This window comes from Brakhagea baltica (genome assembly GCF_052161605.1).
In the GTDB taxonomy this organism is placed as follows: domain Bacteria; phylum Planctomycetota; class Planctomycetia; order Pirellulales; family Pirellulaceae; genus JBKCUI01.
On record NZ_CP197409.1, the window covers coordinates 2,776,624 to 2,790,021 of the forward strand.

Genomic DNA, 13,398 nt, shown 5'->3' on the forward strand with positions numbered 1-13,398 from the left:
TTTTCGAATTCGGGACGAGTGACCTATGGACTGGGTGAAACCCAAACAACGTGCGCGACATCGCAAGCATCAAACCGCAGGTAGCAGCGAAATTACTGCGGAGATGTGGCTCAAGCAGTTGTGCGATGAAAGCGTCGCGCTCCTGCAAGCGTCGTTGCCTATAGATGCCCGAGAACAAAAGCTGACCAAGCACCGCAGGACTGTAGAATCCTACGTCAACGCATTGAACTGGGGTGTCGGTGCATGGGAAACGACCTCAGATGAGGGATTGTCGAAGCTGCAAGATTTCGTCCACGCGTTCGGAACACACTATCGACGTCGCAAAACAGGCCAGACCAAAACGTCCGGCGACCCATTGAATCCAACCCAGGTCGCCACCGCAAAAAGCGTGGGTGTATGGATCTCTAAGCAACTCCCCAAGGCGAGCTACGATCCCTATGTTGCATTGCTGAGTGCCGGCTGGATTCACGCACTGCCCAACGTCGGCAGAGATATCCCTCCCGGTATGTGGATCGATGTGTTGCAGTCGATCATGACCCAAGTTGATCGAGCCTGGAGCCAACCTCCTGAAGAAGGCCTGTTTCCATGGCTGATCTGGAGCTGCGAGATTCCGCTTGCTCTCGCGAGGCAATTGTCTCATCTCGGTGGTAAGGATCGCATCGTAAGTGACTCGCTGAATCGTATCGCAGAGTTGCTAGAAGAGTCCGCCGAGTCACCCAATCATGTTCTCCAGCGCGGTGGCTTGGACCTGCGGGCGATTATCGGTTCGCTGGTTCGAAGCCGTTGGTCGGCGAACGAAGTGGGAGCTCGAAAATGGTATCCGCCACAACGAAAAGCACTCTCCAAGCTGATACTGCACGCCGTGTCTCTCACGGATGTTAACGGTTCGCAACTTTTATTCGATGAAGCTGATACTCGTTTTGACGCCAGCTTTTGGTTATCAGCCTATGAACTGGCCGAGCAAACGAAAAAGCTCACGACCACGATGGCTTGTGCGTTGCCTGCTCAGGTCGGTAAAGGACTTGGTGAGAGACCCGCTAGACTGTGCAAGGATGAGACGAACGACTCCATTATGTGGAAGCCGAGCCACTATTGCGATCAGACCTCGATCGTCACGATGCGTCGCACTTGGCGAGAAAAAGGAAATCGAGCGGCTCTCGATTTCTCTTCGGATGTGATCTGGCTTGATATGCTGGGTGAGGATGGATCTCGTATCTTTTCGGGTGATTGGGATCTCGGCATTGAAAAGGATGGCAAGGAATTAACGATCGAGAACTCTTGGGAAGAAGTCTGTTGGTTTAGCGACGACGATGTGGACTACTTGGAGCTCGAGTGTTCCATCGATGATGTTTGCAAAGTGCAGCGACAGATCATGTTGATGCGGAACGAGGGTATGTTCTTCACGGCAGATGCTCTAATGGCCAACACCAACGGAAACTGGAAGATGAGGTCCACGTTGGATTTGGTTGACGGGCTCTCACTAAAGCAGGACTCAGAGACGACCGAATGCCGATTGACCAGAGACCGGGCCGACAAAGAATCGGACACCGTCGCGCTGTTGCTACCCGTTTCCTTGCCCGAATGGAAGCGAGCGAAATCCAATGCATCGATTCGGCAGATCGGGGACAAACTCGAAATGACATCCCAGATCGTTGGCAATCGAATCTATGCCCCTATGGTTTTCGCACTGAAAAAGCTGAACAAGCCGCTAGCCTACACTTGGCGGCAACTGACCGTTGCAGAGGACTTGAGAATTCAGCCTCGAGAAGTCGCGGAAGCGTATCGATTGCAAATCAATCAGGAGCATTGGGTCTTTTATCGCTCCTTAACGCCGTGCACCCGCCGTACGGTTATGGGACTCCATCTGAACAACGAATTTTATGCGGGACGTTTTTCTCCCTCGGATGGACAGTTTGAAGCCATGATAGAAGTCTCGCAGGACGAATCTCAAGCGTAAGGGCGCAAGCCGTACGGTAACGTGCGATGCGAAGCGAGCAGGGAGTCGCTTTTTGCGACGGTATACAAATGGCTGTGGAAATAAGGATTGTTAGGTAGTTGCCCAAGCATCGTAAAGGAAGCGAAACATGAATGAAGCGATTACGCTAATCGACCGAGCCAAGGAGCTCGACGTTATAGTTGTCGGAGCCCACCCCGACGATGTAGAAATCGGTGTCGGCGGAACCGTAGCCTCCCTGGTGGATCATGGCTATCGAGTGGGAATCATCGATTTGACAGACGGAGAACCAACCCCCAATAGCCCAGGGCCTCACGTTCGCTTGGAGGAAGCGAGACAGGCCGGGGAAATCCTCCAAGTTCATTTGCGTAAAATCCTGCCGCTGACCAATCGCCGCTTGATGGATGGCTTTGAAGAGCGTGTGGCCTTGGCGACGGAATTTCGGCGTTACAAACCGAAAATGGTCATCGGCTTGGGCGGCAAGACCCCGCTCGCATCTCCCGACCACTTCCAAGCGGTTCAGATTACCGATGCGGCCGTTTTTTACTCCCGGTTGACGAAGTGGGACGAGCATTTTTCGGGGCTGCCCGTTCATGCGATTACAAAGCAGCTTTACTATCGATTGCAATTCGAGCCGCAGTTTGGTGGAGAGAACTTTATCACAGCCGACGTTTCCGAGCAGCTCGAGCGAAAAATGGCTAGCATAGCGTGCTACAAAACGCAGTTTCCGCCAGAGAAAGCCTACGTGTTCGAACGGGTCCGAGCGTTAGCAATGGCGGCGGGGGCGGCCATTGGAGTTCGTGCCGGTGAGGTGCTGTCCTCCGTCCGGCCGATCGGCACCAGCAACCTCGGCCAGGCCATGGATATTCAGTTGGCTTGACAACCAAACCGGCCTGGGATACCCTCATCGAACTAGTGACTGGGCGGTGCCCAGAATGCTGGGGAATTAGCTCAGTTGGGAGAGCGCTTGCATGGCATGCAAGAGGTCAGGGGTTCAAGTCCCCTATTCTCCACTCCCAGTTAAAACACGGGACCGTAGCTCAACGGTTAGAGCAGGGGACTTAAGCGGGATGGCCTAAGTCGATTCGATGCGAGAGATCTCGTGGAGTCGATATGGCGGTTTCCAAATGGGTTGCTCTCGGTATGGTTCGATTCCCGATGACGGGATCACTGCACATACGCTGCCAATCGGCTTTTTATGTGCGGAATGATCGCGGCGGTGCAACAACAATTCCGTTAGTAGAATCTGTCAAACTCGGGGAAGGCTTCGGAGCTGTATGCGTTATGGCTTCATGCTAATCCCGAGCCAAGCTGCAAGGGAACAGGGCGATCGATTTCGCTCTAGTTCGTATTGCGGAAGGTGTAGAGGCCAGACGGCAGACACTGGAGGAAAAGGGGCTTAGTACGATAAGCCCGCTTCCACGGTGAAGGTATGGTCCAGACCACAAACCCGAAAGGGGCGACGAAAGTCGTAGTCGGTAAGCATAATCCCTTGGTTGCAGGTTCGAATCCTGCCGGTCCTATTTGTGACTCCTAAGTCGATTGGAATATCGAGTGAATTCTTCTGAGTCTCTGCTATCTTCACACGCTAACGCGTTGACATCTTCGGATCCCGCGATTCCCGAGCATTTGAAGAACTACGCCGATGCAGTCGCCGGTTTGAGACAAGCTGGACACCAATTCTGGTCGCGAGGTTGGTCTCTGGGGACCTCGAGCAATTACAGCGTGCTAGTCGAAAAAGAGCCCCTCACACTTCTCCTGACAGCCAGTGGCAAGGATAAAGGGCACCTGCAAGCAGGCGATTTCGTGCTAGTCGATGAAGCGGGAACTCCAACTTTGCCTGACCAACCCAAAAGCAGTGCCGAAACACTGCTGCATTGTTTGGCGGTAAAAAAATGCCAAGCGGGAGCAGTACTGCACACGCATTCCGTATGGTCCACCATTCTCTCGGAGCACTATTTTTCGTTGCGAGGGCTCCGGATCGAGGGCTTTGAGATGCTCAAGGGGCTCGAAGGTGTTACAACCCACGAGACGACTTTCTGGCTGCCGATTTTCGATAACACCCAAGATATCCCCGCACTCGCATCCGAAGTATCAGCATACCTCGACGCCAATCCAAACCAGCTTTGCGTCGGGTACCTCATTCGACAACACGGACTGTATACTTGGGGCAAGGATCTCCCGTCCGCCGTTCGGCACATGGAGGTCATCGAGTTTCTTTTGGAGTGCATTGGCCGAAAGACCAAGCTCTAAGTCTGGCCCGTTTCAAAGGGGCCACATTCACTGGGACCATGAAGAGGTCTGACGCATGGAAAGCAAGTTCAAGCGAGCGGTCTTAGCCAGCGGTGTCGTGCCTCCAACGCAGTGGGATTATTGCCTCAGACTTTTACGACATCGACTGACCGTAGAGTCCAACACGAGAACGACCGTCGACGAAGATTGGCTGTTGCGCGAAATCTTGTTGGATCAGGGAGCCGTCACGGAGTACCAAGCGGACAAGTTGTTCGAAGGCCGCAGTAAATTGAACTTGGGTCCGTACGTTATCACGGACTTCATCGGGCAAGGCGGGATGGGAATGGTCTTTAAAGCAGTCCATCAAGTCATGGGTCGTGAGTGTGCCGTGAAGGTGCTTCCGCTAGCCAAAGCAACACAAGAAGCCCGTGATGGGTTTATTCGCGAGATCCGACTCCAGGCCAAACTCGACTGCGAGTATCTCGTTCGTGCTTACGACGCAGGCCAAGACGGTAGTGTGCACTATCTAGTTACCGAATATGTGCCGGGCATGGATCTGCGTAGGCTCGTCAAGTCGGAGGGGCCGCTGAGCCAAGAGCGAGCGGCCAAGATCATCAGACAAGCGGCCTTGGGATTGAATTACGCGCATCAGCAAGGTTTGGTGCATCGAGATGTAAAACCTGGAAACATTTTGGTGACCCCTGATTGGTTTGCTAAGGTGTCTGATGTTGGCTTGGCAGGTTTTACCTCCGAGTTGATCGATGACCCTCGAGCAGGCAAGATTGTTGGAACGGCTGATTACTTGTCCCCTGAGCAGATCAAGACGCCGCTCCATGTTGGGGCGGCCAGCGACGTGTATTCATTGGGCTGCACTCTTTACTATGCAGTGTGTGGCAAGGTCCCCTTTCCAGGTGGTGATACAGCGTCCAAGATCAGGCGTCATCTCGAGGAGACCCCGATGCACCCACGTCGTTTCGCCGCCGGGTTGCAAGACGAGTTCGTTGACATCATTGCCGAGATGATGGAGAAAGACATTACCAAGAGGATGGCGACATGCGCCGAGGTCGCGTTAAGGCTAGAGCCATGGACAGAGGATGCACCTGATCTTTTCAGTTATCCCACCATGACCCGCAGTCCTTGGGCATCACCACCGCCCCCTGTTTCCGAGCTTGAGCCTTTGCCCAGCGATGATCTTGCGCTCGACAATGGAACTCTATTGCAAGACACGAGTCTTTCGAACGGTGGGCTTTCCAACACAGGAACATCGGAGACGAGTGCAGTGAGGCGTGCGGTAAGCCCCCCTCCTCCGGCGGACAGCGCATCGTTTGGAGGGTTATCGCAAAGAACTGAGTCCGTCAATCGGGACAGTTATTCGGTCGGGATAACCATCGCCTTAACCGCAGCCGCACTAGTTCCCCCCGCCTTGCTGATCGGTGCCATAATCGGCTATTTGCTCGCCACGCGCAGTTAGCCGATCGGCCCAGTGAATTCTTTAGGCAACTCACTGGATCCCCCTCGCCCCCATCAGCCCTTCGGCTCGTCGCCGAGTTCACTCGATGGGAGCATGACTCATCGGCCACCCAGCGATGAACCGGGACGTCGGCGATTCCCCCAGCCAACGAGTCATCGGTCCGCTGACACAAGGTCAGTGTAGCCGTAGCACGAAAGAAAGTGGACTATTACAAATAAACTCAGGATCTCTGCCACCGTTCAAGGCCTATAAGGCGGTGAACGGTGATAGCAGAACGGCCCGAGGGAAAAGGATTGATCGTTCGGCTCCTCGCTAAAGACACGATCGCCAGTCCTACCGCTCCAATCCTGTTGCTTCTGACTGATAGTCATCTACAATGCAAGTCGGTAGTGCAGTTATTTTGTTTGCTTAGCAGCTAGACCTTAATGACGAATTATGGACCTGCAGGATGTCATCAATAGAGCTTCCTAAAACCCTTCCTTTTCAACCCGTTCGCTTATCCGTCTTGCGATATCACGAGTTGGTCCAGGCTGGCGCATTTTCAGAGCATGATGCAGTAGAACTATTAGAGGGAGTGGTCGTTGAAAAAATGCCCAAGAATCCTCCGCACCGACTCGCTACGCGAAAATGTGATTTGCTTCTTTCCGAACTTTGTCCTTTGGGCTGGCATGTCCAGAATCAAGAGCCCATCACACTCGCAAATAGCGAACCAGAGCCCGATGTAGCGATCGTGCGTGGTCGATTGGAAGATTATGCTGATCGGCATCCGCTGGGTCACGAAGTTGAGCTGGTCGTCGAGGTGGCGGATACCTCCTTGGTTACAGATCGCTACAAAGCAGAACTCTACGCCGAAGCAAAAATCCCCACCTACTGGCTGGTCAATTTGATAGACCGATGCATCGAGGTGATGAGCCAGCCGACAACGCCCGATGCTCGCTCTACCTATTCGAAACATCAGATATTCAAGCTGGATAAACAAGTCCCTGTGTGTATTGCAGATCAATTTGTAGGAACCGTATCAGCGAGTGACATCCTAGGTTAAGTATTCCTAGAGAGAGAAATCTACGAAGGAATCGAGGCCAAGATCCTGTATGCCCGTGTCACGTTTGATGCCGATTCGGTTCGAGAGAAACTGGCCAGGTACATGCTCTAACGTATTCCGAATCAAGAACTAGGTGCGTTTTACATTCGATGGTTTGCTGGGCTAGGCATTTGCATCAACGACCACCGATACTGAGAAAAGATTCAAGTTTGAAAGAGGTGGATTTAGCGTTTGGCGATGTTAGCCGGATAGTCATCGGTCTGCCACCAATAGGTTAGCAATCGATACTTCTATGGTCTTCACCTTCGCCTCTACTTGATCCATGGGTAGGCCTATTTCGATACCTGGTCTGGTGTGTTTTGTCTTGGTGAGCCAAGCGTGCTTGAGGATATGTTGCCGCTTAGATACTAGCTCATACAGCTTAGCACGAACCGAATCATCCTTTGCATGGAGCAGTTCGACCGGCAAGCCCCATGCCTTGGCGATTGCCTGCGCGATAACTTGATGGCCATCCGAATTCGGATGCACACCGTCGGACGCGAATGTGAAGTTCGGATCGTCTTTGCGTCTTGCGAGAACAGCCCGTTTCATAGCTGCGTGAATATCAATGACCAGGAGTTCTTCTGTTTGACGAGAAAGCAGCCAGGTCGCATACGTCTCCAATACATCATCGTATCCTATAAAGGGTTGAGGATAACTGTCCAAACCTGCTGGGAGCAATCGAGCACGGATGGGGTGATTATCGAAGAATGCCGGCGTCATTAGGATCAGCTTGATTTCGCGAGCCTTCGTTTGCTCGATCAATTTTTGGATCCCTTGCTGATAGGCTTGAAACCGAGCCTCACTTAACGGGTAATAGATACCATCGTTCATGCCGTAGCATGCCACGACGGTTGTCGGTCGAATCTCGTCCAGAACTCTAGCTAGTCGTTCGTGCAAGTCGGGGCGTGGGAACGCTCCTCCAGCGTGGCCTGGCTCCGATAGGCCGGATACGGTTTCACTGGGCAACCCTGCATTAACAAATCGGGCCTCGCGACCAGGATGATGAATCCTCCAAGCGGTCTCGAGGTGATTCACGTACTCTCCAGCGTAGGTGATGCTATCACCCAGGAAGAGAATCGTGCCATCAGATGGGGGCTGGTTACCTTGCCCCATAGAGGACAAAAAGGCAGCTATCGTCAGGCAAATAATTAGGAATCTGCCAGTGGATTTGCAAAGCCGAAGGCCACACATAAGCGGGGTCCATTTCGTTTGAGAGGTAGAGGCATTTCTGAGCAACATGAAGGAATCTATCGCCAGCATTGAGTATAACCGAAATCAATATGCTCCGTCCGGGCAGTCGGCCGATTTAGGTTACTCGATCCGCGACTAAATCATATACGACCAATCGCTACGCTGCTCGGTCGCTATGCCTCGATTGGGGCAATGCTCGCATCGCTTGTCGCCAATCTTGACGTAGGCCTTCTTGACTGCATTAAAGGTGCTAGCCCATACCTCGGCTTCCTCGCGGAAGATGTTGTCTTTGCCAACCAGCAAGTCGAGCCCGACGTTTCGCATGACTTCCGCCATGTTGGATTGAACACCGGAAAAGACCAGCGTGACGCCTCGAGACTTCATTCTCAATACAAAATCTTCCATGATCTTGATGCCTACTGCATCGGGATTGTTGGCTCGCCTAAGCCTTAAAACAACAGTCTCGAGCGTATCCGGCAAATTGCTTTCAAATTCGCGGATCTTTTTTTCCAGATCCGGCGCGCATCCAAAAAACATCTCTCCTTCGATGTTGAGGATCCGAACATAGGCACACAGAGGATCATTCTTGGTTGCTTCCCGAATGATGCGAGTGCTCGTCAAAGTTAACTCGCTGACATGAATCTTGGCCGCCCTCGGAACATACAAAGCAAACGACAGAACAACTCCGATCAGAATGCAAAACTCGATCGAAATGAAGATAGCGGACAGCGCCGTTGCCACCATGATGAACAAATCAAACCGCGTCGCTTTCACGGCATAAAGAACAGCTCTCGGTTCGATCATTCTCGAAGCGGTGAGGATCAGGACGCCACTCAAAGCCGCACGCGGGACATACTGTGCCAGAGGTGCAAAAAGCAAAATCGTGGCCGTAACCCCGGCGGCACTTATGACCCCCGACCACTGACTCACCGCTCCCGCTGCATGGTTAATATAAGACCTTGTCAGCGATCCCGAGCCGGGGAAGCAGCGGAAAAAGCTGCCGACGAGATTCGCAACACCTTCGCTCAAGCACTGCTGATTCATATCCAGCTTCTGCCCCGTCTTGGAGGCAATCGCTTTGGCCATCGCCATGGCTTCCAAAAGCCCCAAGAAGGCAATGGCGAGTGCACTGCTCGACAAGGTTCTCAGCAAATTCCAATCGATGGTCGGTATTTCAAATGCCGGTAGCTTGCGAGGAACCTGATCGAGCAACTCGACTCCCAGCTCTCGCTTGGAATCGACTAGCCAAAGCAGGGTGCCAGAGGCAACCAACGCGAGCAACAACGCAGGTAATGACCATCGAAGCCGCTTGTTGATGGCATTGATTGTGAGGACAGTGGCAATGGTAAACAGGGAAATACCAAGAGTCGGCCAATGGACGCTACCCCCTTCGGTCATGGTGCGGTAGAAGCGAACTATAAAATGATCGTGAACATCGCCCACCGATTTCAACCCACAAACCGATTTGATTTGCCCCAGCAAAAGCAAAATCGATGCACCGATGGTAAAGCCGATAATCACCGAGTGGGAGATGAACCGAGAGAGATCGCCAAAACGAAACAAGGCAATTCCGGTTTGGATCGCTCCGATCATTAACGCCATCATGATCGCCGCGTTTTGCCATTCCTGTTGGCGTTCCGCCGTTAGGCTCGAATACTCACCAAACGCCAGCGTCAGTGCGCTCAACATGGCGATCGAGATCACGTTTGTCGGCCCGTTGATCAATTGCTTGGAAGAGTCCAGCAGTGCCCCGACTGCCGTCATGACGATAGCCGTGTACAGCCCCATTTCCACTGGCAGATGAAAGATCAATGCGTAAGCCATGGCCTGAGGCACAGCCACAGCAGCGACCGTCAGCCCGGCAAAGAAATCTTTCCGCAAGCTTTGTAGGCTGTAGGTTTTGAGAGACTCAATCGCCGGCACATATTGGCAAAGAGCATCAAAGTACGTAGACGGCATTCCGCTTCACAATTCGAGTAATAAGACCAGCTTTTTTGCTTTCCCTGCAAAATGCTAGACGGGAGGATGCCTGATTGTAATCTAGAGTCCCATCATTTGGACTGCCCCAGCCAGCGGAATATGTTGTCCCAAGCGACCTGAACAATTCCCAAGTGTTCCGTGTTGTCGAAAATCTCGAACTCGTTGGTAATGCCAGCCGACTTCATTGACTTTGCGAACGCTTGAACTCCCCCCAGGCCAAAGTCTTTATCACCTCCCGCCGCATAAGTCCGCATACCCTTCCATGCATCGGGTTTAGCCACGGCTCTGCCTCCACCGAGAATCACGGCCGCTTGAGCGGTCCCTGGACTTCGATCGAGTTGACTGATCGCTTGCCCTGCTCCCATAGAATGCCCCATCACCACGATTCGATCCCGATCAATCGGAGCGAGCGCATCCAGCTTGTCGAGCAATGCCGGTAGTGATAGCAAGACTCCCATAAGGGGCTGCCTGGGTGTGACCAACAGATATCCATTATCGTCAGCCAACTGAGCAAGCCTACCCGCACCGTAGGCATCGAAGAACATGTTCTCGCTCCCCCCGGCACCGTGATACGCCACAATGACCGGCAACTTGGAGTTTTCTTGCACAGAACTGGGTAGCTGCATTCGGACGACACCCGATCGACCAGCGTCACTCATGTCCAGCCAGAATTGCTTGGGCCCCTCGCGATCCTTTAGAATCTCACCGCTACCTTCCGCAGCGAGCCCTTTTTCGAGCCACTGTAAGATTTGATGAACCGGGTAGTCGGTTTCCAACAAGCTGTTTCGAGCTGTCGATCGTAGGACGGCTGCGTTCAGCTTGAGAGTTGCCCCAAACCAATTCGACTTCCAAGCGTTCTTCTCTTTGGATTGAGTCAGGATGCTTTCCAGTCTTTCGTCTCGATTGCGAGTGGCCGAGACGATGTACCACGGTAAAGCGAGATGTTTCTCCCCCACGCTCAACATCGGTCGCAACACAAAATCTCCTTCGCCAGGAAGTGCGAGCGAGCCTTTCCAACTGCCGTCCGGAATCGAAAATGTTTCGCGGGCGGAATTGTCCTGGTTTGCTCCTCCGGAATTAACGTTTTTCCACCCCTTGTCATCAAAACGAAAGAGATCGATCGTAAGCGACAGCGACTTGGGAAATGGGGCTGCCCCTGATTCGTACGCGTCGACCAAAGACAATTCCACGGTAGGTGGCTGATCGCCCGATGATTGAATTTCAACCCAACGCTCCGCGATCTTCAGCCTCAATCCAGCGACTGCCGCGACCGCTTGCCGATCCTCTTTTGAAAGTAACGACAGTCGCGATTGATCGATTGCTCGTTCTGCTTCGGGTAGGGAAAGGGCAAAGAACAAACGAACGGCTTTTTGAAGGTCCCCGAGTGGTTTGGCTCGTTCTTGGGAGTCCGAGCAAATCGCTTCGAATGCCTCTTCAAAGGCAATCACTTGTTTGCCAAGTTGATAGCGAGCCGCTTGCCCGTGGGCGGTCGGCCAATTTGGAACCAGAAGCGAGATCGCACAGCAGAAACCAGCAAACACAGAGACGCGATGAGTCGGCATAGCAAACACAACCATTAGAAATCGGAGTCCTAAGCGGCTCGGGATGAAACAGGCTCCCTAAGCACTGAGCAAACCGTCTAGATTACCAAATCGGAGCGTTCGTCGCATTGAAAGAGGTGAAGAAGTTCAAAAAACGTGCTTTTGGGTGACTTATCCACTGTAGCGGAATGATCTGTGGCGGATTACACTTCACTCCTCAAAAGATCGTTCCTCTTACTTCCTTCATGACTCAGAGAAAAATGACAGACTCTCAACCTACTGAGAAGCCCTCCATGCTAATGTTTTGGGGCTGCTTCATCGCGTTGATTACCACCGCTTTCGCGTTTATCTCGCGGGCCTTTATGTGTAACACGGCTGAAATGTGGCCGCGAGATTTCGGACTTGATACCGTTCAAGCCGGAACGTTGTTTGGACACGGGATTTGGTCGTTTTCTATCAGCATCATTCTCTTCAGCCTCGTCATCGATAAGATCGGCTATCGAACCGCTATGTTCTTTAGCGTAGTCTGCTATTCGCTTTATGCAGCGTTCGCACTTTATGCTTATGGGATCGTCAAGGCTCCGGGGCTTGAAGGGCAAGCGTTGCTCGACGCGCAGGCCAAAGGGCTCAATTTTCTCACAATCGGCTCCATCATCCTGGGGCTCGGCAACGGAACCGTAGAGGCGTTCATCAATCCGGTCGTTGCCACGTTGTTCAATAAGGAAAAGACCAAGTACCTCAACATGCTTCACGCTGGTTGGCCCGGTGGATTGGTGATTGGTGGTCTGATTACTCTGGGACTTGGTGAAGCTGCTCAGAAGGATTGGCGACTACTGGTCTACATCATCGCGATTCCCGCGATCATTTACATGGTCATGCTGGCTAGAGCCAAGTTCCCTGTCAGCGAACGAGTTTCGATGGGAGCGACCTATGCGGAAATGCTGGGTGAGTTTGGCGTGATCGGAGCTGCGATTGCATTGTTCCTGATCTTCCGTAACTTGGGCGAAACGTTCGCTTGGCCAGCGTACGCCGTGTACACTCCGATCATTGTTGGAACGGTTATCTACGGGGTTTATTGTAAGTCGCTCGGACGTCCGATGATGATATTTTTGTGCTTGATCATGATGCCGCTTGCTACGACCGAACTCGGCACCGACGGTGCGATCACCGGTATTATGGAAGAGCCGATGAAGCTAGCTGGTTTCAGCCCGCTTTGGGTGTTGATCTATACCTCGGCGATCATGATGGTTTTGCGATTCTTCGCTGGCCCTATTGTGAAAGCGTTGTCGCCCCTTGGTCTCCTTGCTGCTTGCTCTGTCCTCGCGATTATCGGGCTTTATAGCTTATCGATGGTCAAAGGAATGGCTTTGATCTTTGCGGCAGCAACTTTGTACGGCGTCGGCAAAACCTTCTTCTGGCCGACCATGTTGGGTGTTGTTGCTGAGCAATTCCCCAAGGGTGGTGCACTGACGCTCAATGCGATCGCGGGGATTGGTATGCTCACCGTGGGTGTTCTCGGGAACCCAGTCATTGGCTTTATGCAAGAGCAATCGGCTAAGACAGCTATCGTTGCAGAGATGCCCGGTGTCTACGAGGAAGTCTCCAAAGATGCGACTTACTTCTTAGGAAGTTATCAAGCAGTTGACTCGGATAAGGTTGCGAAGCTGGATGAAGAGAAAAGAAAGCAAGTGGAAGAATTAGCGACTGGTGCCAAGCAATCTTCATTGGCCAAGATCACGATCTTCCCAGCCTTTATGTTGGTCTGCTATCTGATTCTCATCGGCTACTTTAGGTCAAAGGGTGGCTACAAGCCACAAACGATCAACGGACAGGCAGCGAGTGGACACTAGACCACAATTTCTCTTATACTAAGAATTGTGCGAGCCGAGGTGGAATCGACCTCGGCTCTTTTTATTTCTGCTTCGATGCAATCCTGCATCCATCC

General features: G+C 52.5%; 9 protein-coding genes and 1 tRNA gene. 7 read left to right on the top strand and 3 right to left on the bottom strand.

Annotated features, from left to right (window positions below; genetic code table 11):
- Positions 1 to 25 precede the first annotated feature (25 nt).
- From SH449x_RS10240 to SH449x_RS10265, 6 genes are all read left to right on the top strand, one after another.
- The gene (locus tag SH449x_RS10240; RefSeq protein WP_482381245.1) at positions 26 to 1,957 is read left to right on the top strand and encodes a hypothetical protein; all 1,932 of its coding nucleotides are present in this window, start codon (positions 26 to 28) and stop codon (positions 1,955 to 1,957) included.
- Between the two features lie 127 nt (positions 1,958 to 2,084).
- Entirely contained in the window at positions 2,085 to 2,834 is a 750-nt protein-coding gene (locus SH449x_RS10245; protein ID WP_482381246.1) for a PIG-L family deacetylase, read from the top strand.
- Between the two features lie 60 nt (positions 2,835 to 2,894).
- Positions 2,895 to 2,967: transfer RNA gene (locus tag SH449x_RS10250), tRNA-Ala, on the top strand.
- 541 nt (positions 2,968 to 3,508) lie between these two features.
- Positions 3,509 to 4,207, top strand: a complete 699-nt coding sequence (mtnB, locus tag SH449x_RS10255) for a methylthioribulose 1-phosphate dehydratase (RefSeq protein ID WP_482381247.1) — start codon at positions 3,509 to 3,511, stop codon at positions 4,205 to 4,207.
- A gap of 55 nt (positions 4,208 to 4,262) precedes the next feature.
- Positions 4,263 to 5,657, top strand: a complete 1,395-nt coding sequence (locus SH449x_RS10260) for a serine/threonine-protein kinase (RefSeq protein ID WP_482381248.1) — start codon at positions 4,263 to 4,265, stop codon at positions 5,655 to 5,657.
- A 448-nt stretch (positions 5,658 to 6,105) separates the two neighbouring features.
- Positions 6,106 to 6,699 carry a Uma2 family endonuclease gene (locus tag SH449x_RS10265; RefSeq protein ID WP_482381249.1) on the top strand — a complete coding sequence of 198 codons (594 nt, stop codon included), beginning with the start codon at positions 6,106 to 6,108 and terminating at the stop codon, positions 6,697 to 6,699.
- 252 nt (positions 6,700 to 6,951) lie between these two features.
- Here the strand turns inward: SH449x_RS10265 and SH449x_RS10270 are convergent, their stop codons facing one another.
- The 3 genes from SH449x_RS10270 to SH449x_RS10280 form a co-directional block, all read right to left on the bottom strand.
- The gene (locus SH449x_RS10270) at positions 6,952 to 7,932 is read right to left on the bottom strand and encodes an SGNH/GDSL hydrolase family protein (RefSeq protein WP_482381250.1); all 981 of its coding nucleotides are present in this window, start codon (positions 7,930 to 7,932) and stop codon (positions 6,952 to 6,954) included.
- A 135-nt stretch (positions 7,933 to 8,067) separates the two neighbouring features.
- Positions 8,068 to 9,891: a SulP family inorganic anion transporter gene (locus SH449x_RS10275; protein ID WP_482381251.1), complete on the bottom strand. Its 1,824-nt coding sequence runs from the start codon at positions 9,889 to 9,891 to the stop codon at positions 8,068 to 8,070.
- 92 nt (positions 9,892 to 9,983) lie between these two features.
- Positions 9,984 to 11,489: a hypothetical protein gene (locus SH449x_RS10280; RefSeq protein ID WP_482381252.1), complete on the bottom strand. Its 1,506-nt coding sequence runs from the start codon at positions 11,487 to 11,489 to the stop codon at positions 9,984 to 9,986.
- A gap of 257 nt (positions 11,490 to 11,746) precedes the next feature.
- Between SH449x_RS10280 and SH449x_RS10285 the strand changes: the two genes are divergently transcribed.
- Positions 11,747 to 13,303 (top strand): MFS transporter, encoded by a 1,557-nt coding sequence (locus SH449x_RS10285; protein WP_482381253.1) that lies wholly within the window; start codon positions 11,747 to 11,749, stop codon positions 13,301 to 13,303.
- Positions 13,304 to 13,398: the final 95 nt, after the last annotated feature.